19 protein-coding genes are annotated in these 21,935 nt (G+C 64.4%); 14 read left to right on the top strand and 5 right to left on the bottom strand.

From position 1 onward, the window contains the following. The first annotated feature begins 180 nt into the window (after positions 1-180). The 9 genes from BKA07_RS17320 to BKA07_RS17280 all read left to right on the top strand — a co-directional run bounded on the left by BKA07_RS17320 (position 181) and on the right by BKA07_RS17280 (position 9,078). Positions 181-1,239, top strand: coding sequence for a metal ABC transporter solute-binding protein, Zn/Mn family (locus tag BKA07_RS17320; RefSeq protein ID WP_167952193.1), 1,059 nt, complete (start codon positions 181-183; stop codon positions 1,237-1,239). A gap of 2 nt (positions 1,240-1,241) precedes the next feature. Continuing rightward, the gene (locus tag BKA07_RS17315) at positions 1,242-2,102 is read left to right on the top strand and encodes a metal ABC transporter ATP-binding protein (RefSeq protein WP_167952191.1); all 861 of its coding nucleotides are present in this window, start codon (positions 1,242-1,244) and stop codon (positions 2,100-2,102) included. Continuing rightward, the gene (locus BKA07_RS17310; RefSeq protein ID WP_167952189.1) at positions 2,102-3,013 is read left to right on the top strand and encodes a metal ABC transporter permease; all 912 of its coding nucleotides are present in this window, start codon (positions 2,102-2,104) and stop codon (positions 3,011-3,013) included. The genes BKA07_RS17315 and BKA07_RS17310 overlap by 1 nt, the downstream gene beginning before the upstream one ends. A gap of 73 nt (positions 3,014-3,086) precedes the next feature. Further along, entirely contained in the window at positions 3,087-4,025 is a 939-nt protein-coding gene (locus tag BKA07_RS17305) for a metallophosphoesterase (RefSeq protein ID WP_167952187.1), read from the top strand. Between the two features lie 55 nt (positions 4,026-4,080). Then, positions 4,081-6,381 carry a transglycosylase domain-containing protein gene (locus BKA07_RS17300; RefSeq protein WP_167952185.1) on the top strand — a complete coding sequence of 767 codons (2,301 nt, stop codon included), beginning with the start codon at positions 4,081-4,083 and terminating at the stop codon, positions 6,379-6,381. Between the two features lie 249 nt (positions 6,382-6,630). Beyond that, positions 6,631-6,786, top strand: a complete 156-nt coding sequence (sp36, locus tag BKA07_RS17295) for a Sp36 family protein (RefSeq protein ID WP_092103369.1) — start codon at positions 6,631-6,633, stop codon at positions 6,784-6,786. Positions 6,787-6,873: 87 nt separating this feature from the next. Further along, on the top strand, positions 6,874-7,347 hold the full coding sequence (locus BKA07_RS17290) for a RidA family protein (protein WP_167952184.1): 474 nt from the start codon (positions 6,874-6,876) through the stop codon (positions 7,345-7,347). Next, a complete protein-coding gene (locus tag BKA07_RS17285) occupies positions 7,337-8,314 on the top strand; it encodes an NUDIX hydrolase (RefSeq protein ID WP_167952183.1) in 978 nt (325 codons plus the stop codon). Before BKA07_RS17290 ends, BKA07_RS17285 begins: the two co-directional genes overlap by 11 nt. Continuing rightward, positions 8,311-9,078 (top strand): MBL fold metallo-hydrolase, encoded by a 768-nt coding sequence (locus tag BKA07_RS17280; RefSeq protein ID WP_167952181.1) that lies wholly within the window; start codon positions 8,311-8,313, stop codon positions 9,076-9,078. Before BKA07_RS17285 ends, BKA07_RS17280 begins: the two co-directional genes overlap by 4 nt. Positions 9,079-9,201: 123 nt before the next feature. On the opposite strand, the gene BKA07_RS17275 is transcribed toward BKA07_RS17280, so the two are convergent. Next, positions 9,202-9,879: a cyclic nucleotide-binding domain-containing protein gene (locus BKA07_RS17275; RefSeq protein ID WP_167952179.1), complete on the bottom strand. Its 678-nt coding sequence runs from the start codon at positions 9,877-9,879 to the stop codon at positions 9,202-9,204. A gap of 247 nt (positions 9,880-10,126) precedes the next feature. Between BKA07_RS17275 and nth the strand changes: the two genes are divergently transcribed. The 3 genes from nth (at position 10,127) to BKA07_RS17260 (ending at position 13,147) form a co-directional block, all read left to right on the top strand. Beyond that, positions 10,127-10,867, top strand: coding sequence for an endonuclease III (nth, locus tag BKA07_RS17270; RefSeq protein ID WP_167952177.1), 741 nt, complete (start codon positions 10,127-10,129; stop codon positions 10,865-10,867). A gap of 26 nt (positions 10,868-10,893) precedes the next feature. After that, complete coding sequence (locus tag BKA07_RS17265; protein ID WP_245161998.1) at positions 10,894-11,601, top strand: NUDIX hydrolase; 708 nt, start codon at positions 10,894-10,896, stop codon at positions 11,599-11,601. 94 nt (positions 11,602-11,695) lie between these two features. Next, positions 11,696-13,147: an HNH endonuclease gene (locus BKA07_RS17260; RefSeq protein ID WP_167952173.1), complete on the top strand. Its 1,452-nt coding sequence runs from the start codon at positions 11,696-11,698 to the stop codon at positions 13,145-13,147. A 74-nt stretch (positions 13,148-13,221) separates the two neighbouring features. On the opposite strand, the gene BKA07_RS17255 is transcribed toward BKA07_RS17260, so the two are convergent. Both BKA07_RS17255 and BKA07_RS17250 read right to left on the bottom strand, forming a co-directional pair. Further along, positions 13,222-14,076, bottom strand: a complete 855-nt coding sequence (locus BKA07_RS17255; protein ID WP_167952171.1) for an ABC transporter permease — start codon at positions 14,074-14,076, stop codon at positions 13,222-13,224. A gap of 87 nt (positions 14,077-14,163) precedes the next feature. Then, positions 14,164-15,123, bottom strand: a complete 960-nt coding sequence (locus tag BKA07_RS17250) for an ABC transporter ATP-binding protein (protein ID WP_167952169.1) — start codon at positions 15,121-15,123, stop codon at positions 14,164-14,166. A 98-nt stretch (positions 15,124-15,221) separates the two neighbouring features. Between BKA07_RS17250 and BKA07_RS17245 the strand changes: the two genes are divergently transcribed. Beyond that, positions 15,222-16,217: a TetR/AcrR family transcriptional regulator gene (locus BKA07_RS17245; RefSeq protein ID WP_167952167.1), complete on the top strand. Its 996-nt coding sequence runs from the start codon at positions 15,222-15,224 to the stop codon at positions 16,215-16,217. 91 nt (positions 16,218-16,308) lie between these two features. Here the strand turns inward: BKA07_RS17245 and BKA07_RS17240 are convergent, their stop codons facing one another. Then, positions 16,309-16,716 (bottom strand): phage holin family protein, encoded by a 408-nt coding sequence (locus BKA07_RS17240; protein ID WP_167952165.1) that lies wholly within the window; start codon positions 16,714-16,716, stop codon positions 16,309-16,311. A 166-nt stretch (positions 16,717-16,882) separates the two neighbouring features. Next, positions 16,883-18,820: an acetate--CoA ligase gene (gene acs, locus BKA07_RS17235; RefSeq protein WP_167952163.1), complete on the bottom strand. Its 1,938-nt coding sequence runs from the start codon at positions 18,818-18,820 to the stop codon at positions 16,883-16,885. A gap of 825 nt (positions 18,821-19,645) precedes the next feature. Between acs and BKA07_RS19065 the strand changes: the two genes are divergently transcribed. Further along, entirely contained in the window at positions 19,646-21,811 is a 2,166-nt protein-coding gene (locus BKA07_RS19065; RefSeq protein WP_209044017.1) for a mediator complex subunit 15 domain-containing protein, read from the top strand. The last annotated feature ends 124 nt before the right edge of the window (positions 21,812-21,935 follow it).

Genomic DNA, 21,935 nt, shown 5'->3' with positions numbered 1-21,935 from the left:
GCCCACTCGAGCAGCTTGTATGGAACCGCCCGAGGACGAACGGTCCTCGGGCGGTTCTCGAATCTTGACGCATAAACAAGTTTCTATATATAAATATTTATATTAGTGGAGAGCCCTCTCGCTGAGTAGTGTGATCGTCGTTGACACCGTGATCTTCGCTGACGATCTGAAAGGCCCACCATGCGCACCTCCCGATACGGCATCGCCTCCGGGGCAGCCGTTCTCACCACCGTTGCCGCACTGAGCGGATGTGGGGGACAGGCGACAGGCTCGACCGAGCTCTCGGTCGTCGCGTCGACGAATGTGTACGCGGACATCGTGTCCCAGGTGGCAGGCGACTTCGCGAAGGTCACAGCGGTCATCGACGACCCCAACCAGGACCCGCACTCCTATGAGGCCACGACGCAGGATCGGCTGAAGCTGTCGAAGGCCGACCTGGTCGTCGAGAACGGCGGCGGCTACGACTCGTTCATGACCACGATGCTCGAAGCCTCGGATGCCGATGTCGAGACCATCGACACGGTCTCGATCTCGGGTCTGCCCGGATCCGAGGGGGTTGGCAACGAAGGACACGATCATGGGGGCGAAGAAGCCCATGGCGGCGGACATGTCCATGAGCATGGCGACGAGGGTCATGATCACGACCACGGCGAAGAGGGACACGACCACGACCACGGCGAAGAGGGACACGACCACGGCCACGGGGAGTTCAACGAACACCTGTGGTATTCGGTGCCCACGATGACGAAGCTCGTCGATGAGGTTGCGACCCACCTCGGCGAGGCCGAGCCCGAACACAAGGATGACTTCACCGCCAATGCGGACGACTACAAGGAGACGCTCCAAGGCCTGCAGGCGCAGATCGACGCGGCTGCGAAGAAGCACCAGGGTGATGCCGTTGCGGCCACCGAGCCCGTGCCGCTGTGGCTGTTTGCGGACATGGGGCTGGAGAACATCACCTCGGACGAGTTCCTCGAAGCCGTCGAAGAGGGCAACGATGTACCGCCTCTTGTGCTGAAGAGGGCCGAGGAGCAGATCTCCTCGGGTGAGGCGGTGCTGCTTGGGTACAATACTCAGGCGGCAGGTCCACAGGCTGAACAGCTGAAATCCACGGCTGAGAAATCCGACGTTCCGGTCGTCGACCTCGGCGAGACCATGCCGGCCGATACGCACTATGCGGACTGGATGGGCGACTACATCACCGAAATCTCCACTGCGCTCGAAGGACACGAACACTGAGAATGACCACCGTATCCGACGCTACCGGCGCGCGGACCGCACCCCCGCCGGTGATCCGTCTGCGCGATGCCGAGCTGCGATTCGGTCAGCGCGTGCTCTGGCACGACCTCGATCTCGACGTCGCACCGGGAGAATTCGTGGCGGTGCTGGGTCCGAACGGGACCGGAAAGACCTCTCTGCTCAAGGTGCTGCTGGGCCAGCATTCACTGTCGACCGGTTCGGCCGAGGTGGGCGGCAAGAATGTGCACGCGGGGAATTCGGCCATCGGCTATATCCCGCAACAGCGCGGAATCGACCAGCACACTCCGATGCGCGGTCGCGATCTGGTGCGCATGGGCATCGATGGACACCGTTGGGGCCCCGGCCGGTTCTTGAAGGCCCGCCACCGGCAGGTCGACGAACTCCTCGATTCCGTCGGTGCCCGCGACTATGCGGATGCCCCCGCGGGGACCCTGTCCGGCGGTGAGCTGCAGCGTCTGCGCGTCGCCCAGGCCCTGGCCAACGACCCCTCGGTCCTTCTCTGCGACGAACCGCTGCTGTCGCTGGACATCCACCATCAGAAGGTGGTGGCCAACCTGCTCCACGACCAGCGGGTCGAGCGCAACACCTCCGTCGTCTTCGTCACCCACGAGATCAACCCGATCCTGCCGTACGTCGACCGGGTCCTCTACATCGTCGGAGGGCACTTCCTCATCGGCACCCCCGCCGAGGTGATGACCACCGAATCGCTGACCAGGCTCTACGGGTCCCCGGTCGAGGTGGTTCGAGTGGGCGGCCGACTCATCGTCGTCGGGGGCGAGGCCGAATGCGTCGACCACCACGTCCACGAGGACGAGCCGAGCATGGAACGGGGCGCGATCTGATGTCGGCTCAGGAGATCTTCGGCAGCCTCTTCACCTTCGAGGACTACGGCGAGCTGGTGGCGCTGCTGTCCAATTCGCTTATCGCAGCCGGCCTGCTCGGCGTCGTCGGTGGTCTCATCAGCGTCTTCGTCATGGCCAGAGACATTCCCTTCGCCGTTCACGGCGTCTCCGAGCTCTCGTTCGCCGGGGCCGCCTTCGCCCTCCTCGTCGGATTCGACGTCGTCGGCGGCTCGATCATCGGCTCGATCATCGCGGCACTGATCATCGGCGTCGGTGGGGCGAAGGCCTCGGAGAAGAACGCCATCATCGGCGTCCTCATGCCCTTCGGCCTGGGGTTGGCGATCCTGTTCCTGGCCCTCTACGACGGACGGGCGGCCAGCAAATTCGGGCTCCTGACCGGCCAGATCGTCGCCATCACGCCGAGCCAGATCTTGACTCTGGTCGTCTGCTCCCTCGTCGTGCTCCTCGTCCTCGCCGTGATCTGGCGCCCTCTCATGTTCGCCAGCCTCGATCCCGAAGTGGCACGGGCCAAGGGTGTACCGGTATCGGGTCTGACGATCGTCTTCATGCTCGTGCTCGGACTGGCCGTGGCGCTGAGCGTCCAGGTCGTCGGAGTGCTCCTCGTCCTCGCCCTGCTCATCACCCCGGCCGCGGCGGCGACTCAGCTCTCGGCCTCGCCCGTCTGGGTTCCGGTGCTCAGCGTGATCTTCGCGGTCACAGCCTCCGTGGGCGGCATCCTCGTCGCCCTGGGGTCGCCGGTGGTCCCGATCAGCCCGTTCGTCACGACGATCTCCTTCCTTATCTACCTCGTCTGCCGCCTCGTGGGGCAGCGCCGGATGAAGCACCTGCACCGTCGTCGCGCGGCCCGTGCCGTCGACGACCATGAGAACCCGCTGTCCACCAACGCCTGAGCCCGCTGGCTCCTCACCGCGCAGCCGCGGGCCGCGGACGAGCAGCTGTCGGAAGCCGACTAAAGTTGGACGAATGAAGAAGCGTGCACTGTTCGCCGGCGCCCTGGCCATCCCTGCTGCGGCCGGCATCTGGGGAGCGGTCATCGAACCGCACCTCTTCGCCGTCCGTCGCCACACACTGCCGATCCTGCCGGCCGGGGCGCAGAGCATCAGGATGCTTCACGTCTCCGATCTGCACCTGGCTCCATGGCAGAAGCACAGGGCCTCGTGGGTCAAGGGCCTGACCCGGCTGGAGCCGGACGTCGTCGTCAACACCGGCGACAACCTCTCGGCCGACATCGTGCCCGAAGTCCTCGACGTCTTCGCCGGTCTCCTCGACGTCCCCGGCGTCTTCGTCCTCGGCTCCAACGACTTCTTCTCACCGACGGCGAAGAATCCGGCCACATATCTGCGCTCTCCCTCCGAGGTCAAGCACCGCGCGCAGCCCGACCTCGACGTCGGGGCTCTCATTCGCGGCTTCGAAACCGGTGACACGCCCAACGGGGACCGGGGATGGCATCTCCTCGACAACGCCGAGGCGAGCCTTGTCATCCGTGGGACCCGCATCGACTTCTGTGGGCTGGGGGACTCCCACATCGACCGTGATCGGATCCGGCTGCGCGAGGGAGAGGGCCGAGGACCCGAAGCGCTCGACCATCCCCGATTCGGGGCCGCGGCAGGCGTGAAGGTCGGCGTCACACATGCTCCGTACTCGCGCACTTTGGAGGCGTTCACCTCGGCGGGGGCCGACCTCGTCATGACCGGGCACACCCACGGTGGGCAGATCCGGGTGCCGTTCTGGGGCGCACCGGTGACGAACTGCGACCTCGACCGGACACGGGCGAGAGGCGTGTTCGCGTACCGGAGGGCTCTCGTCGAGATCTCCGCCGGGTTGGGATTCTCGCCCTTCTCCCCGGTGCGTTTCGCCTGTCGCCCCGAGGTCAGTCTGCTGACTCTCGTCCCCAGGGAGTGAGGTTCTCACCGGTTTTTGAGAATCTGCACAAGTCGGATTAGTTAAACTTGTTTTCATGGTGTCTCCTGAGTCAAATCCGAATCCGACCAAGACAGGTGCGTTCCTCCAGTTCGTCGCCGTGAGCGCCGTGGCGGGAATCGTCGCGGCCGGTCTTGCCATCCCCGGGGTCGGCGTCGCCACTGCCAGCGCGAACAGCGCAGTCGAGATCTTCGACTCGCTGCCCGCCACCCTCGAGATCAAGGACCTGGGCGAGAAGTCGACGATGTTGGCCTCCGACGGTTCGGAGATCGCGGAGTTCTACTGGCAGAACCGCGTCGAGGTGCCGCTGGACGAGATCTCTGAGGAGATGCAGGGTGCCACGATCGCCGTCGAGGACTATCGGTACTTCGAGCACGGCGGCGTCGACATCGAGGGCATTGCCCGTGCCGCGGTGCACAACATGGTGTCCTCGACGACGCAGGGCGGTTCGACGCTGACTCAGCAGTACGTGAAGAACGTTCTGGCGGAGAACGCCCACGCGGAGAAGGATAAGGAAGCCGTCGAAGCGGCCAAGGAGTCCGATGGCGTGGAGGGCTATGCACGCAAGCTGCGTGAGGCCAAGCTCGCCGTCGCGGTTGAGAAGAAGTACGACAAGAAGGACATCCTCAACCGGTACATGAACATCAACAACTATTCGGGTTCGCCCAATGTCTACGGTGTTCAGGCGGCCGCCCACAGGTACTGGGGCATCGACGCGAAGGATCTCAACATCCAGCAGTCGGCGATGCTCGCCGGCATCGTGCAGAACCCCTCCGCCTTCAACCCGCAGCGGTTCCCCGACCAGGTGAAGAAGCGTCGCAACACGGTGCTGGGGCAGATGCTCAAATACGATCACATCTCACAGAAGGAATACGACAAGGCCGTCAAGACCGACCTCGACCTCGACCTGCATGAGACTCCGAACGGGTGCACCTCGGCCAAGAGCAATGCGGAGTTCTTCTGTGACTATGTCGAGAACGTCATCAAGAACGATGACACATTCGGTGAGACCGTCGAAGAGCGCCTCGCATTCCTGCAGCGCGGTGGTCTGACGATCAAGACCAGCCTCAACCCCGACATCCAGAAGATCGCCGACAAACAGGTCAAGAAGCGTGTTCCCGTGGGTGACCCCTCGGGTGCCGGACACGCCCTGGTCACGATCGAGCCCGGGACGGGTGAAGTCATCGCCATGGCCGAGAACCGCGAATACGAGGTCGGCGAGGTCGAGGAAGGGGCCCGTAACAAGAAGACCAGCATCAACTACACCGTCGACAGGAAGCACAACGGCGGTGGCGGCTTCCAGGTCGGTTCGACGTGGAAGCCCTTCGTTCTGGCGACGTGGCTGAAATCCGGGAAGAGCCTCAACACCACAGTCAACGCCACGAAGCGCAATTTCCCGGCCAGTTCCTGGAAGTACGACGGCTGTCCGAGCATGGCCGGCGACTGGGAGCCCAACAACGCCGGCGACGGTGAGGGCAAGGGGTCGATGACTGCGCTCGAGGCCACGAAGAACTCCGTGAACACCGGCTATGCAGCCATGGGCAACCAGCTCAACATGTGCAAGATCATGGACACCGCCATGGACTTGGGGATCCGCTACGGCAGCGGTGAAGCTCTCGACTATGAGAACAAGAACGGCTTCATCCAGGCGCTGTCGCCCTCGTCGATCCTGGGCACGACGGAGACCACTCCGATCGCCATGGCAGCGGCATTCGCCGCCTTCGCCAATGAGGGAGAGTACTGCGGCCCGAAGCCGATCGTCGAGATCAAGGACCGCGACGGCGAGGAGATCGACGTGCCCGGCGAGGGCTGCAAGCAGGTCCTCGACAAGGATGTGGCAAAGGGCGTGGCCTACGCTCTGACACAGACGTTCAATGGCGGCACCACCAGCCAATTGAAGATCGGCGCTCCTGCCGGTGCGAAGACCGGTACGACGAACTTCGATGTCGGCCACACCTGGCTGCTCGGCTTCACGAAGACGCTGTCGACAGCAGTCTGGACCGGCGACCCGGTCGGAACACGTGACTGGCGGACCAACCATGAGGGCGCCGTGCAAGGATTCGTCTACGGTGCCACGATCTCCGGTAAGACATGGCAGGCGTACATGAACCAGGCGGTCAAGGAGACCAAGGGCAACACCGGTTTCCCGAAGCCGAGCTCCAAGTACTTCAAGGGCGGCGGATCCGGCGGGGGCAGCGGTTCCGGCGGAGGCGGCGACAACGGTGGCGGCGGCAACGGCGGAGACGGCGGAGACGGCGGCAACGGTGGAGACGGCGGTAACGGCGGCGATGACAACGGCGGCGATGGCGGGGGTGAGCCGGGCCTCGGCGGAAACTGAAGCCTGAGGACTTCAACCCCAGGGAGTTGTGGGGCGAGACGATGCCGATCATCGTCTCGCCCCGCTGTCATCTGTGCGCGATCCACACAGGGGGACCGGGTCGGTGATCTGCTGCCGGGTTCTCGGCTAGTGTTGGAAACGGCAATGATCGCCGGTCGCTGTGCTGCACATCGATCGGCCTTCGGCCCAGGCAGAAGCTCGAGCCCACCACGGGGCGGGACTCGGGCACACAGAGACTCAAGGAGAATCATGACCAAGTGGGAATACGTCACCGTGCCGCTCATCGTCCATGCGACGAAACAGATCCTCGACCAGTGGGGCGAAGACGGCTACGAACTCGTCCAGGTTGTTCCCGGCCCCGACAACAACGGACTCGTGGCCTACCTCAAGCGACCCAAGGACTGAACCACCACACACCTGGACAGCGCAGCCCTGAACAGCGCAGCCCGAAGCACAGACCTGATCTGAAACACATCCGTCGAAGGACCAACCATGTCGAAGACTCTTGACCGCATTGCTGAACTCGGTCTCAGCCTGCCCGCCGTCGCCACTCCCGCCGGCGTCTACGTTCCGGCGCTGCGGACCGGCAACTATGTCTGCACCTCGGGCCAGCTGCCCGTCGTCGACGGCAAACTGCCGGCGACCGGCCACATCGGCACCGACGTCGACCTCGAGACCGGCTACGACCTGGCACGGACGGCCGGGCTCAACGCTCTGGCCGCGATTGCCGGCGTCATCGACGACCTCGACACGATCGTGCGTGTCGTCAAAGTCACCGGCTTCGTGAACTCGGCCGATGACTTCACGCAGCAGCCTGCCGTCATCAACGGCGTCTCGGAGCTCTACGGCGAGATCTTCGGTGATCGCGGTCAGCACACACGCAGCGCCGTGGGTGTGAACACCCTTCCCCTCGGCACCCCCGTCGAGGTCGAAGTCATCGTCGAGGTCTCAGAAGTTGCCGCATAGCGGACGCACTCTGCCCGTCTCGTCGGAGCTGCGTTGGCTCCTGGACCAATGGCAGTCCGACGGGCGGTTTCCGGTGCCCGAAGCCCCACGCCCCGCCTCGGCGATCGTGCTGATCAGGGACTCGCTGCAGGGCTTGGAGACCTTCATCACCCGGCAGCTTGATGCCAGGGGAGTCGAGGACCGCAACCGTCTGGCCTTCCCGGTCAGCAATCTGCGTCCGGGTGACCTGCGGAACCTGCCGCTGGCCGGGTGGAACTCGGGCCGTTGCGCGCGGACCCTGAGCATTGATAACAAGTCACGGGCGCTGCACCACTTCTCGGCCGCGGCACGCATCTCGTTCGCTGCCACAGGCGTCCTGCTGGCGGAGGACGTCGACCGGGACATTGTGGCTGCACCGCAGAGGGACTGGCGCGGCACACGGTCACGGCTGTTCTCCAGCGAGATCTCCTGGTCGCAGATCCTGCGCGAACGTGATCTCAGACTGCGCCCGGACCTGTGCAAACCGTGGCTGCGCTGGATCAACACGGCCACCCAGCTCCACCGCTTCGACACGACCTACTTCGTGGCCACGGTTCCCTTCGGCCAGGACGTCGATTTTATATCGCCCAACGAGACCTCCGGGGACTGGAAGCGACCCGCGGAGATCCTCGCCGACGCCGGCGGGGACCCCGACAGAATCAGTGTGAGCACACGACTCATCGCCGAGAGCCTGCTCGACGTGCCCAGCGTCGGAGCGGCCATGGCCCAGATCCGCGACCTGCATCCGCTGCGGCCCGAGATCACGGACCACGACGGACAGTGGCAGATCGTGATCCACCCGGGACGCGATCTCCACCGCAAAGGCACCCTGCGGGACCACGCGGTGGCCGTCGGCGACGACGAGAACGACCAGAGCCCGGGGTTCCTGACCCTGAGCGACGACGACCATGACGCCGAAGCAGGCGAAGAGGAGAGGGACGAACCATGAGGATCCGCGCGAACAATCCATCGCCGATGACATTGACGGGGACCAATACCTACGTCATCGCCTCGGCGGACGACACCTCGGCGGTCCTCATCGACCCGGGCCCCGAGATGGCCGAGCACCGAGAGAACTTCCTGGCTGCGGTCGGCGACCGGAGCCTGGCGGCCATCATCCTCACCCATCAGCATGCCGATCACTCGGAGATGCTGGGCAGCGTGGAGCAATGGGCGCCCGAAGTGCCCGTATACGCGGTCCTCGAGAAGTTCTCCCGCCTGAGTTCTCCTGTGCGCGATGGTGACAGCATCCCCTTCGGCACCGGCACGGCCGATGTCATGGAGGTCGTCGCGACTCCGGGGCACACCATGGACAGCATCAGCCTCATCCACGACCACGTGCTCTACAGCGGCGACACGGTCCTCGGGGAGGGGACGACCATCGTGACCCATCCCGAAGGATCGCTGCGTGACTACCTCGCCTCGATCGATCGTCTGCTGCGGCTGTTGGATGAGGGCGCCTATTCGGCGATCGAGCCGGCACACGGTCCGAGCATCGAGTCTCCCCGCGAGGTGCTCGAGTACTACCGCAGCCACAGACTCGAACGCATCGAGCAGGTCAGAGCGGCCCTGGCGCAGGGGGCTGTGAGTGCCACCGAAGTCTGTGACATCGTGTACCACGACGTCGACCCGAGCGTCCGCGGTGCCGCCGAGCAGATCGTGCGCGCGCAGCTGAACTACCTGGGAGCCCTCGCAGCCGACGACCAGGGGTGAGGCGACCTGGAGCGGCTGAGGGCCAGTGACTGAGGGCCGTCGGGACGGCACACGAACGCCCAGGCACGATGCGTGCCTGGGCGATATCCGAGGTCAGTGGTTTCGGCAACCGCCGAGAACTGGTCAGCGAGCGCGGTTGCGCATGCGCTCCATGTCGAGGATGACGACCGAACGGGCCTCGAGGCGGATGAAGCCGCGGGCGGCGAAGTCGGCCAAAGCCTTGTTCACGGTCTCACGGGAAGCACCGACGAGCTGCGCGAGCTCTTCCTGCGTCAGGTCGTGAGCGACGAGGACGCCGTCCGGTGCCGGCTTCGAGAAGCGAGAGGCGAGGTCCAGCAGAGCCTTGGCGACACGTCCGGGCACATCGGAGAAGACGAGGTCGCCGACGGTCTCGTTGGTTCGCCGCAGACGCTGGGCCAGGGCCTTGAGCAGGTTCATCGCGGCGCGCGGTCGCTCATCGAGCCACGTGGTGAGGTCGTCGTGCTTGAGGCTGAGCAGCTCGGACTGAGACACAGCGGTGACGGAGGTGGAGCGTGGGCCCGGGTCGAAGAGGCTGAGTTCTCCGATGATCTCGCCCGGTCCGATGACCGAGAGCAGGTTCTCACGGCCGTCGGAGGACTCGCGGCCGATCTTGAGCTTGCCGCTGGAGACGATGTAGAGCTCATCGCCGGCATCGCCTTCGTGGAAAAGCACGGTTCCTCGACGGAGACTCCGCGGGTTCATGAACTTCATCAATGCGCTTGTCGCTTCATCGTCCAACCCGGCGAAGAGCGTGGCGCCCCGCACAACTTCAATGTCCACTGTGTCCTCCTTGTCGTGGTAATCACAGATAAATCTACCTGGTCAACGGTGCCGATACCAGCAAAGGCGCGGAAGTTTGCCGCATTAGTGCGAAACGGGGAGTTTTGCTTCCGTTTCCTCCACCCCCGCCGAGGTGGGCCACGGTTGCGTACGCTCGGTCACTTTCGCGCGTCCAAGTGCAGGGCCGCCTCGGCGATGTGAGGGACGCAACTGCGGAATATCCGGGCACGGATTAGGATGGTGAGTCGTGTTGACAGTGGCAGAGAAGAGCGCGCGGAAGTTCGCCAAGGAGACCCCATTGGGTCGGACCAGGCGAGCGCGGAAGATCAATCGCATCCTGGCCGAGGTGTACCCGAACGCGAAGTGCGAACTGGACTTCGAGACCCCGTTCCAACTGCTCATTGCGACGGTTCTGTCCGCCCAGACCACCGACATCAGGGTCAACGCGGTGACTCCGGGACTGTTTTCCGTCTTTCCCGATGCACACTCTCTCGCGGTGGCCAACCTCATCGAAGTCGAGGAGCTCATCCACTCGACGGGCTTCTACCGGGCCAAGGCCCGGAACATCGTCAAGCTCGCCGACGAACTCGTCGAGCTCTACGACGGTGAGGTCCCGAACTCCCTGGACAAGCTCGTCAAGCTCGCCGGGGTCGGGCGGAAGACGGCCAACGTGGTCCTCGGCAATGCCTTCGACACGCCGGGACTGACCGTCGACACGCACATGGGCCGACTGGCGCGCAGGCTCGGCTGGACCGATGAGGACGACGCGGTCAAGGCCGAGCACGACATCGCAGCACTGTTCCCGAAGAAGGAACTCACTCTGCTCTCCCACCGCGTGATCTTCCACGGACGACGCATATGCCACTCCCGCAGACCTGCCTGTGGAGTGTGCCCGCTGATGACGCTGTGCCCCTCGTTCGGAACCGGTGAGCTCGATCCCGACAAGGCGCGGGCGCTGCTCCGATTCGAAATGGCACCGCAGGCATGAGCGCCGAAGCGTGTGAGCACCGACCTATGGGGACCGGATCCATTGCCCACGACCAGACGCTGCGGACGCAGCTCGAGAACCTCGCGGCCTCGAACGGATCTCCCCTGTGGCTGCGTCGCGCCAAGGCTCCGGATGATGCGACGGTGCGTGATGCCGCCGTGCTCATGCTCTTCGGCAGGGGAGGACGGCCGCGCACCGATGCGGGTCGGGCTCAGGCATCGCGCCTGGCGGACTTCGGCGTCGATGACGTCGACATCGTGCTGCTGCAGCGAGCGGACACTCTGCGCAATCATCCCGGTCAGGTGGCGTTCCCCGGCGGTGGGCGAGACCCCGAAGACGATTCCCTGGTCGCCGCAGCCCTGCGTGAGGCTCAGGAAGAGGCCGGGATCGTGCCGTCGACGGTCGATGTCCTCGGCCAGATGGACCCGCTCTACATTCCCGTCAGCAGATTCCAGGTGACCCCTGTCATCGGCTACTGGGCCCAGCCCGGCGCGGTGCGGGTGATGGATCAGTCGGAATCGTATTCCGTCTACCGGATCTCTGCCGCCGACCTTGTGGCTCCGGCCAACCGCGGCACCTTCTCTCGGCCGGATCTCGAGATCACCACTCCGGCCTTCGACGTCGGAGTGCTCAAAGTGTGGGGGTTCACCGCCGGCATCCTCGACTTCGCTCTCGACCACCTCGGCTGGTCCGAGCGCTGGGACCGGGAGGTTCCGATCGATATCGATTTCTGAGCCGACAGGTCGCAAGTTCGATGTCTGAGGCATCTGACCAGGACGGACAACCGAGAGAATCGTCGTGTCAGTGGCGAGTACTAGCCTTATTGGTATGGAAGCAGAGACGATTCCCGATGCGTCCGCCGAGATCTCTCGGTGGCAAGACGCTCTGTCGAATCTGCCTCCCGCGCGCACGGAAGCCGAGGCCATCGATCGGATCACCGCGCTCGAAGAGCTGACATCTGCCGCAGCTGCTGCCCAGGCCCGGGAAACACTCACCTTCGACATGCGTCGGCGCAATCGCGAGGCGGAGGAAGGGGTGTCGAGCAAGAACCAGGGGAAGGGCATCGGCTCGGAGATCGCTCTTGCCCGCAAAGTCTCCCGGGCCCGGGGCAGCACACTGCTCAAGTTCTCTCGTTCTCTGCTCATCGACCTGCCCCATACCTATTCGGCGCTGAAGGCCGGTGACATCTCAGAGGAGAAAGCCCGGGCCGTCGCTAAGGAGACCGACTGGCTGCCCAGGGACAAACGCCGCCAGGTCGATGAACGAATGGCCGATCGCCTCGCCGAAGTGGGAGTCGGGCGCCTGGGCAACGAGGTCCGCGCCCTGGCCCAGCAAGCCGACCAGAAGTCCGCTGTCGAACACCTCGAGAGGCGGACCGAGGAACGGGCGGTTTCCGTCCGCCCCGCCCCCGACAACATGGCTTACCTGACAGCACTGCTGCCCATGCCCCGAGCCGTAGCCGTCTACGCGAACCTCAAGAAGTCCGCGGCCGCCCTCGTCGGGACCGGGCAGTCGGGGCAGCGCACACAGTCCCAGGTCATGGCGGACCTGCTCGTCGAACGGACCACAGGGCAGGAGACCGCCGAGGCCGTGCCGACTGAGATCCACCTCGTGATGAACGATGACAGCCTGGTGGGGCAGGGAGAAGCTCCCGCGTGGCTTCCTGGATTCGGCCCGCTGCCGGCCGGTGCCGCCCGCGAGTTCGTGTCCGAGAATGAGGCCCCGGTGTTCCTGCGCCGGCTATTTACTCGTCCCGAGGACGGACAGCTGGTTCGAATGGACTCGAAGCGCAGGGAATTCTCCGGACTGCTGCGCCGTATGATCGTCATCCGTGATGGTGTCTGCCGCTCGCCGTGGTGTGACGCGCAGATCAAACACGCTGATCATGCCACAGCCGTCGCCGCCGGTGGTCAGACGGAATGGGGCAATGCTTCAGGTCTGTGCGCCTCGTGCAACTTCGTCAAGGAGATCGCGGGTTGGAGACACGAAGCGACTCCGGAGAAGCTGACCGTGAGGACCCCGACCGGCCACCGATACGAAACACGGACCAGGCCCATCGACTCCCGAGCGCGCAAGGCCGATGCTGCAGACAACTGCGTAGCCGCAGGCACCCACGAAGCCGGTGGCGGCGACAGCAACCTAGGCGATGCGAACACGGTGAAGCGACGACGGGGATCCCACAAGTCGGACCAGTCGCATTCCGCAGGCGGCACGAGTATTGCCGAATATCTGTTCGGAACGCAGTTGCGTGCCTTCCTGTCCACGACGCCGACCGAGTGAACCCTGTCCAGGACGCCGGCGAAGGGAACCCTGTCCAGGACGCCGGCCGAGTGAACGCGCTGGTGGCGGCTCGGTCACCGACGTCCGACCCGTGCAGTGAACATCCGTGCAGCCCAGCCGATCGCGATCACGAGAATCACTGTGCACCAGCCGACCGCGAGCAATCCGGAAGTGCCCATCCCGGTGCCGATGAGCAGGCTGCGCAATGCGTCGATGATCGGTGTGATCGGTTGGTGGTCGGCAAAGACCGTCAGCCATCCGGGCATGGTCTCGACCGGCACGAAGGCGCTGGACACATATGGCAGGAACAGCAGGATGAAGCCGTACCCGTTGGCCGACTCGGCAGACTTCGATGCCAGGCCGATCGCGGCAAAGAGATAGGTGATCACCAGAATGTAGAGAGCAATGAGGGCGATGGCCAGCAGCCACTGGCCAAGATCGGCCGTCGGACGAAAGCCGATGAGAACGGCGACGGCGATGACGACGCCCGTGGCGAACAGGTTCTTCACCAGACTCGCCACCACGTGGCCCGTGATTACTGCCGATGCTCTCATCGGCATGGCGCGCAGCCGATCGACGAATCCCGAGGTCATGTCGTTCGCCACGGACAGCGCGGTTGAGGCCGCGCCGAAACCGGCGCAGGTCAGAATTATTCCCGGGACCACATAGTCGACGTAGCCTCCGTCTGGGTCGAGGGCACCGCCGAAGACGAACGTGAACATGAGCATGAGGAGGACCGGCAATGCGATGGCCATGAGCATCGACTCGACGTCGCGGATCGCATGGCGCAGGCTCCGCCCGATGAGGGCGGCCTCGGCGCTGAACCCGCGGGCTCGACTGCGTTCTCTGGGCTGGTGCCCTTGGAAGGCCGTTGCCGGAGAAGAGGTTGAGGCTAGGCTATCGGCAATGGCTCGGGAGTGGTCAGGCATTGTTGTCCAATCTCTGTGCTGATTCCGGCGAATGCAGGCGCGAGTCCGATGCGCTGCGGGACCCACGCAGTGGGGCCCACAGCGAAGTCAGTTGACCGACTTGCCTTCGGATGACGTGAACGTGAGGAAGACGTCATCGAGGCTCGGGCTGCGAAGTGTGACGGTGGCATTGGGAGAGTCGTCGAGGAGGGGGACGAGCACGTCTGCGATGCCTCGTACCGTGCCGTCCGTGGCCGTTTCTGTCCGCGTTGATCCTTGTTCATCGGCAACGGAGACGGTGTCCTCGCCGACTCGCGCTTTCAGTTCGGCAGGCGTCCCCAGGCCCGCGAGGCGGCCCCGGTCGAGGAGACCGATCCGGGTGGCCAGAGCATCGGCTTCATCAAGGTACTGCGTTGTCAGGAAGACGGTGGTGCCATCGGCCGAGAGTCGTTGTATCTCAGCCCACAGTTCGCGGCGCGAGCGGGTGTCCAAACCGGTGGTCGGCTCGTCGAGGATGAGCACCTTGACCGGGACGACGAGACTGAGGGCGAGATCCAACCTGCGCCGCATTCCCCCGGAGAGCGCACCCACCCGGCTGTTCATGAAGGTCGTCAGGCTCAAGGTTGAGGCGAGTTCTTCGCTTCGCGCCTTCGCGGCTCGTCGGGGCAGGCCGGAGAGTCTGCCGAGAAGCACGAGGTTCTCGGCGGCCGATAGGTATGTGTCGACCGCTGCGGACTGTCCGGTGACTGCGAAGTGGCGTTTCGCCTCGGCGGGATCGGTGTGAACGTCGACGCCCATGATCTCCACGGTTCCGGAATCCGCCTGCGCCAATGTGGTGAGGATGTTGATGGCCGTGGTTTTGCCGGCTCCATTCGCTCCGAGCAGCGCGAACACCTCGCCTCTGTCGACACTGAGGTCGAGGTTCCGAAGTACGGTCTTCTGCCGGAACGACTTCGTCACTGCGGTGAAGGAGATGGCTGGTGCCGGGGCACCGTCCGTTGCCGATGCTGAGGGTGTCCGGAACCTCAGCGCCGATGTCGATGCCGATGCCGTGTCTGCGGAGTTCATTTCATCTGCCTTCCATCTGCTCGAAATTACTGCGTACGGTCAATACTGTATATGACAATAACACGCAATATATGGCGTACACAATATAAGCTGGCGGAATGGACTCTGGAGAACCTATCGAGCAGCTTCCCCGTGGGATCGCATTGGCCTGGGGCGTGGCAGCGACGCCGCAGCGTGGACCCAAGCGTGAGATGAGCGTTGAGAAGATCGTCGATGCCGCGATCGAAATCGCCGACCAGGAGGGACTTGGGGCAGTTTCGATGTCTGCGGTGGCCAAACGACTCGGATACACGCCCATGTCGCTGTACCGGTACGTCAGTGCAAAAGACGATCTGCTTCTGCTGATGCAGGAGGAGGCCACGGGCCTGCCGCCTGAGCGCGGCAAGGACAACCCGGAATGGCGGGTCCGGCTGGAAGAGCTCTACGAGGCGCAGACGAAAATCTATCGCGGCAAGTCATGGCTGCTGGCGATGCCGATCCTGGGCAGTCCGATCACCCCGAACAGCTCTGCATGGCTGGATGCCAGTTTGGAAGCGCTGTCCGCGACGTCGTTGACACAGGATGAGCGAGTCGCGGCATCCCTACTGGTGACAGGGGCCGCCCGCTGGAAGGGGACCATCCTTGCCGGCTACCAGCAGCACGGGCGAGCCAGCGGTCTGAGCGAGGACGAAGTGTCCGAGCGAGAGTCTCAGCTCTTTGACGCCGTGATCACGGACGATGACTATCCGTTCCTTCGCCGGGCCATAGATGCCGGCGTATTCACCTCGGAGTTCGACCCGTTCACCTTCGGACTCGATCGAGGTCTGGACGGGTTGGCCGACTACATCGAGCGGGTCGGACTCGAGCGTGAGGGTGCCCGTGTGGATGGTCCGGAAGCCGCTGAGGCTGAAGGCGCTGCCGGTGATGAGCCGGATGCCTCCGCGGTCCGAGAGCCGAGTGACATCGGCGACGAGGATCCAGATGTCCTCGCCGATAAGAAGTATCGCGAGGCGCAGAAAGCGGTGAGGCAGGCTCAGAAGGTTCTGGCCGAGGCGCGCAAGCGAGAACGGCAGACCCTTCGCGAGGCCAAGGAGCGGGCAGCCAACCGAGGCTGATCCCGAAGTGAATGCATCGGTGGCGTCGGGCTCAGCCCGACGCCACCGATACTTGGAGCTATTATGCTGTTCGCGGTTGAGAAGAGCTCTCTCAGTACCGAGGTCCCGAGGGGTTCTTCACCGCGCGCTTGACCGCAGCGACCAGGGACTTGGCCGAGCCGATCGCCGTGCCCGGCACCGGATTGCCCTTCTTGAACAACGGCAGGGCGATGAGGACGAGAATGATGGCGAGCACCGCAAGGATGCCGAAGATGATGAGGAAGCTGCCCCACCATGGCCATCCCAGCCCTTCGTGGAATGCGGCGGCCCCGGCGAAGATCACCATGAACGACGACAAGAACAGGAAGAACAGGGCTACGACGGCAAGTGCCGAGCCGATGCCCAAGTTCTTCGCACCGGCTGTGGCCTCAGCCTTGGCCAGCGCAATCTCCTCCTCGGCGACCGCTTTGGAATCGTCGCCGATGCCTTTGATCAGTTCGCTGATCGACCTCTCAGCCATGAGTGCTCCTATCGACAAAAACGTGGACAATCTTTCTTAAGAGTAGTCTGAACGCGCCCGGTGACCAAAGAAGAACCGGCGGCAAAACGAGAAAAACCCGCCAGATGAATCCCCAATTGCTCTCTGCGAGTATTCGGTCTCACCGGCGGGTTCGTCTCAGTGCGGATCAGGACTTCGCCACGGATTCTTCGATCAGGTCCATGACCGACGAGTCCGCCAGGGTCGAGGAGTCCCCGACCTCGCGGTGCTCGGCGACGTCCTTGAGTAGGCGTCGCATGATCTTGCCCGAGCGGGTCTTGGGCAGTTCGGACACGATGTGGACCTGCTTCGGCTTGGCGATCGGACCGATGTCCTTGCCGACGTGCTGACGCAGCTCTGCGGCGGTCTCTGCGGTGTTCTCGACACCATCGACGACGATGACGAACCCGACGACGGCCTGACCGGAGGTCTCGTCCGCCGCTCCGACCACAGCCGCCTCGGCGACATAGGGGTGAGCGACCAGGGAGGACTCGATCTCCGTGGTCGACAGGCGGTGCCCGGACACATTCATCACGTCATCGACGCGGCCGAGGAACCAGATGTCGCCGTCTTCATCGCGCCTGGCGCCGTCTCCGGCGAAATAGGTGTCTTCGAATCGGGACCAGTAGGTCTCCTTGAAGCGCTCGGGATCTTTCCAGATGCCGCGCAGCATGGACGGCCAAGGCTGTCGAATGACCAGGAGTCCGCCCTCGGGGCCCGCGGGGCTGTTGCCCTCGTCGTCGACGACGTCGACGGAGATGCCGGGGATGGAGCGCTGGGAGGATCCGGGCTTCGTCGACATCGCCCCGGGCAGTGGGGCGATCATGTGCGCACCGGTCTCGGTCTGCCACCAGGTGTCGACGATCGGGCACCGCTCACCACCGATCACGCGGTGGTACCAGCGCCAGGCCTCTGGGTTGATCGGTTCACCGACGCTGCCGAGCAGGCGCAGGCTGGACAGGTCGTATTTCTCGGGGATCTCCTCGCCCCACTTCATGAACGTGCGTATCGCCGTCGGAGCGGCGTAGAGGATCGTCGCCTTGTACTTCTCGACGATCTCCCACCACCGTCCTTGGTGCGGCGTATCGGGGGTGCCTTCATAGACGATCTGCGAAACACCGGCGGCAAGGGGGCCGTAGGTGACGTAGGAGTGGCCGGTGACCCAGCCGACGTCGGCGGTGCACCAGAAGACGTCCGACTCGGGTTTGATGTCGAATACGGCCTTCATCGAGTACAGGACCTGAGTGAGGTAGCCGCCCGAGGTGTGGAGAATGCCCTTGGGCTTACCCGTGGTTCCCGAGGTGTAGAGAATGAAGAGCGGATTCTCGGAATCGAAGAATTCGCATTCGTGCTCTGGGCTCGCGGTTTCGACGGCGTCGTGCCACCACTGGTCTCGGCCGTCGACCATGTCGATGTCCTGACCGGTGCGGCGGACGACGAGGACGGTCTCGACAGAAGTGTCACCGTGGGACAGGGCTGCGTCGACGGCTGGTTTGAGGCTGGTGGCCTTGGTGCGGCGATAGCTGCCGTCGGCGGTGATGACCACGCGCGCTTCGGCGTCGATGATGCGTGAGCGCAGAGCATCGGAGGAGAAGCCGCCGAAGACCACAGAATGGGCTGCGCCGAGGCGGGCGCAGGCCAGCATCGAGATCATCGTTTCGGGGATCATCGGCAGATAGATGGCCACCCGGTCCCCGGCCCTGACCCCGAGGTCGGTGAGAGTGTTGGCGGTCTTGGACACCTCGGCGAGCAGCTGAGCATAGGTGAAGGTGCGGGAGTCACCGGGCTCACCTTCGAAGTTGATGGCCACACGATCGCCGTTGCCGGCGATCACATGACGGTCGAGGCAGTTGTAGGCCACATTGAGCTTGCCGCCGACGAACCACTGCGCGAACGGCGGGTTGGACCAGTCGAGGACCTCGCCGAAGTCCTCGTTCCAGTCGACGAGTTCACGGGACTGCTCGGCCCAGAAGCTCAGGTAATCGGCATCCGCACGTTCGTATTCGTCCGCCTTCACGTTGGCGCCAGCGACGAACTCCGCTGGTGGAGCATAGACTCCGACGTGTTCTGCTGTGCTGTCGGTCATTTTTCCCTCCGGCTTCTTTGATGGATCGAAAATTCTAGTTGCACTGTATACCCGAGGTGTCGACTCGGGGCACCGTCGTTCGTCCGATGAGCGGTGGTGTCCGGGGGTATCAATCACCGGTCGACTGTGCTACGGGACACGTCCGGGGTGTCCCATGGGTCACGTCCGGGCTGTACTTCAGGTCACTCCCGGGCGACGTGGTGAGACTCCATGGCTCGCATCTCCAGATTCGCCCGCATCTGACAGGCAGTGCAGAAGGAGTGCACAGAGGAGCTCGGTTCTGCAAGGATGGAGTCGGAGTCTGTCAGGATGGAAACCAGACAGACACAAGCACGTGAAGTTTGACGACCCTGTCCCCAAGAGCGACTGGAGTAAGCGATGAGTTCGCCGCAGCACCCCACCGGATCGGGGCCACAGCCGTGGCACGATCAGCCCCCGCAGAACCCCGGCGCGGGCAGCCAACCGCAGTACGGGCAAGGGCCGGGATACGTACCTGGGTCCTATGACTCGGGTAGGCCCGGTCCCTACGGTTCGGCACCTGGTCCCTACGGCTCCGGTGAGCCAGGTCCCTATGGTTCGGGTGGGCCCGGTCCTTACGGTTCGGCACCTGGTCCCTATGGTTCTGGGCCGACACCCGGCCCCTATGGATCCGGGGGACCTGGTCCATATGATTCCGCGCCAGGCCCGGGGCCCTACGGCTCGGCACCGGGGCCCTATGGTGCAGCGCCTGGACCGTATGGTTCAGCGCCGGGCCAGTTCGGCTCCGCAGGGCCACCGGCTCAGCACCGCCCGAGCTCGAAACCGGGACTTCTCGGACCGCTGACATTGCGTGATCTGTTCCTGCTGTTCGCAGGACTCCTCTCACTGGTCGTGCTCTTCGTGCCCTATATGTCTGACGGCTTCGTCCCCTGGTCGCTGTGGCACTGGGGCATCGACACCATGGGTACGCTCGTCTTCAACGTGTTCGCCATCTGGTTGATCGTGGCTGCTGTCTTCGTCAACAAGTTCGGCAGCGGCAGGGTCAGAATCGGTTCGCTCAGCTTGGATCAGTCGATCTCCGCTCTTTCCGGCGCAGCGTTCACCTATGCGTTCGTCCACCTGCTGACGACCGTCCAGTTCTGGCACGTCGGTGCCTATCTTGCCTTCTTTGCCGCATTGGTCGCCTTCTTCGCAGGTGTCTTCACAATGATCCCCTTCTTCGGCAAGGAGTTCGCGATTCGCGACGAAGCTGCGGCACATCCGAAGGCACGCCCGGTGTCCAAGGGCGCACCTCATCCCGCACCGGTGGCGAATATGCCCGGCCCCAGCAATGGCCCAGGCGGATACGGCGCGCCCTATGGCGGACAGCCAGGCATGCCGATCGGTTCGCAGAGCCAGCCCGGTGGGTACCCCCAGCCCAACCAGCCCGGTGGATACGGTCAACCGGGTCAACCCAACCACCCCGGTGGATACGGCCAGCCCGCACAGCCCGGGTACGCCGGAGCGCCGGGGCAGTACAGTCAGCAGGGTCAACCGGAGCAGTTCGCAGATTCAGGCCAGGCCGGACAGCACGCAGGGCCCGGCCAGCCGGGGCAGTATGCAGGATCAGGTCAGCCGGCGGCCCCGGCGCAGCAGTTCACGCAGCCAGGCGACAACGGCCAGCCCGATGGGCAGGACCAATTCGGTCAGCCCATCGGTTCCGAGCAGAACAGCCCATATGCTCCGCCGCAGCAGCGCGCACAGGAATTTTCGCACCGTGCTGCCCCCGACGCCGGTGACTCATCGGATCAGGCGGCGCAGAGCACCGGATCAGGTCAGACCTACCTGGGAGCCCAGTACTCGGATGCCCCCCAGCATACGCAGAGCGAGCCGACGCAGACCTTCGGGTTCGGTGCCCAGCGCGAGGGATCGCCGTCGAACAACGACGGGGAGACCGCAGTCCAGGCTCCAGTGCCTGCGGATGCTGACTCGTCGAGCGGCGAATCGGCTGCCGATGCAGACCGCGGCTCGTCTGTGGACGGTGCCACCGACACCGCAAACTCCACCGACACCGGGAACTCCGGGGACTACGGTGACGACGATTCGTCAGGAGCAGGAGCAGGAGCAGGAGCAGGAATCGCCGCGGGTGCGGCGGGTACGGGCGCCGTCGGCGTCGGCGCAGCCGTTGCAGGTGCGAACTCGGAAACCGAGCGCCCTCGAGGTCGCCACGCCGCTCCTGAATCGGACACCGATGTCGAAGCGGCCGATGGTGATGGCGATCGGGCAGCGGAGAGCAGCACGTTCGCGACGAAGGTCAATGGCCATGACTCGGACACCAACGTTCGCGCTTCGGAGGGAGTCGCGCTGAAGCCGGAGAGCAGCTTCGCCGATGCGCAGGAGTCCTCCGACGATTCCGGGAACGTCGAGCACTCGCAGGACCTGACCGGCGGGGGCAGAAGCACCACCGGCAGCACAACCACCGACAGCAGCGCCACCCACACCTCCGCCTTCGGAGGCGACTCGGCTTTCAGCGGCGACCGTGACGAAGACGAGGGCCCTGGCGTCGTGACCGGTGATTCTCAATCCGGACCGGACCGCACCGCTCAGCCGGAGGCCGAGGAGCCGACACAGTACGTGCCGGTCGCCGGCCACGGGAGCAGCCGGCGAGACTCCGACGTCGACGAAGAGGAGACCGTCGTCCAAAGCGCGGTGCAACCGGGCGGCAACCTCGGCGATGACGAGAACCAGTCGACGCAGAGCCGGGACGGCGCGGATCAAGACGGCTCGAGCCGTGAAGGCCCCGACGGCTCCGGATCAGATCAGGGCAACGGCCAGAAGGTCATTCAGGCATTCTGGTTCGCTGTTCCCGAACCCCGCGAAGCCGTGGACGCGACCACCGGGATGCCGGTGTTCACGATCTACCCCGGCGACTGGTTCCTCGGACTCGAGGACCATGGTTCGTGGTTCAAGGTCCGCGACTCCGATGGTCGAGAAGGACTCCTGCGCAACATCGAAGGCATCCAGCGCGGCTGAGATCGCACTGCCGACTCATGTGCTCGGACTGTGGACAACGCGCCGCGGCTGAGCCGTGGGAACACCACCGCCGAACCCGATGGAGACCGTCCACAGCGGTCCTGACGGGGTGAGACGCTGAGAC

This window comes from Brevibacterium marinum (assembly GCF_011927955.1).
GTDB lineage: Bacteria > Actinomycetota > Actinomycetes > Actinomycetales > Brevibacteriaceae > Brevibacterium > Brevibacterium marinum.
The sequence above is the reverse complement of the archived record's forward strand: the minus strand, read 5'-3'. Positions and strand labels throughout refer to the sequence as shown.

What these genes read in the sequence shown, in the direction of transcription:
- BKA07_RS17320 (WP_167952193.1), top strand. Translation starts at nt 181, where the DNA reads ATGCGCACCTCCCGATACGGCATCGCCTCCGGGGCAGCCGTTCTCACC.
- BKA07_RS17315 (WP_167952191.1), top strand. Translation starts at nt 1,242, where the DNA reads ATGACCACCGTATCCGACGCTACCGGCGCGCGGACCGCACCCCCGCCG.
- BKA07_RS17310 (WP_167952189.1), top strand. Translation starts at nt 2,102, where the DNA reads ATGTCGGCTCAGGAGATCTTCGGCAGCCTCTTCACCTTCGAGGACTAC.
- BKA07_RS17305 (WP_167952187.1), top strand. Translation starts at nt 3,087, where the DNA reads ATGAAGAAGCGTGCACTGTTCGCCGGCGCCCTGGCCATCCCTGCTGCG.
- BKA07_RS17300 (WP_167952185.1), top strand. Translation starts at nt 4,081, where the DNA reads ATGGTGTCTCCTGAGTCAAATCCGAATCCGACCAAGACAGGTGCGTTC.
- sp36 (WP_092103369.1), top strand. Translation starts at nt 6,631, where the DNA reads ATGACCAAGTGGGAATACGTCACCGTGCCGCTCATCGTCCATGCGACG.
- BKA07_RS17290 (WP_167952184.1), top strand. Translation starts at nt 6,874, where the DNA reads ATGTCGAAGACTCTTGACCGCATTGCTGAACTCGGTCTCAGCCTGCCC.
- BKA07_RS17280 (WP_167952181.1), top strand. Translation starts at nt 8,311, where the DNA reads ATGAGGATCCGCGCGAACAATCCATCGCCGATGACATTGACGGGGACC.
- BKA07_RS17265 (WP_245161998.1), top strand. Translation starts at nt 10,894, where the DNA reads ATGGGGACCGGATCCATTGCCCACGACCAGACGCTGCGGACGCAGCTC.
- BKA07_RS17260 (WP_167952173.1), top strand. Translation starts at nt 11,696, where the DNA reads ATGGAAGCAGAGACGATTCCCGATGCGTCCGCCGAGATCTCTCGGTGG.
- BKA07_RS17255 (WP_167952171.1), bottom strand. Translation starts at nt 14,076, where the DNA reads ATGCCTGACCACTCCCGAGCCATTGCCGATAGCCTAGCCTCAACCTCT.
- BKA07_RS17250 (WP_167952169.1), bottom strand. Translation starts at nt 15,123, where the DNA reads ATGAACTCCGCAGACACGGCATCGGCATCGACATCGGCGCTGAGGTTC.
- BKA07_RS17245 (WP_167952167.1), top strand. Translation starts at nt 15,222, where the DNA reads ATGGACTCTGGAGAACCTATCGAGCAGCTTCCCCGTGGGATCGCATTG.
- BKA07_RS17240 (WP_167952165.1), bottom strand. Translation starts at nt 16,716, where the DNA reads ATGGCTGAGAGGTCGATCAGCGAACTGATCAAAGGCATCGGCGACGAT.
- acs (WP_167952163.1), bottom strand. Translation starts at nt 18,820, where the DNA reads ATGACCGACAGCACAGCAGAACACGTCGGAGTCTATGCTCCACCAGCG.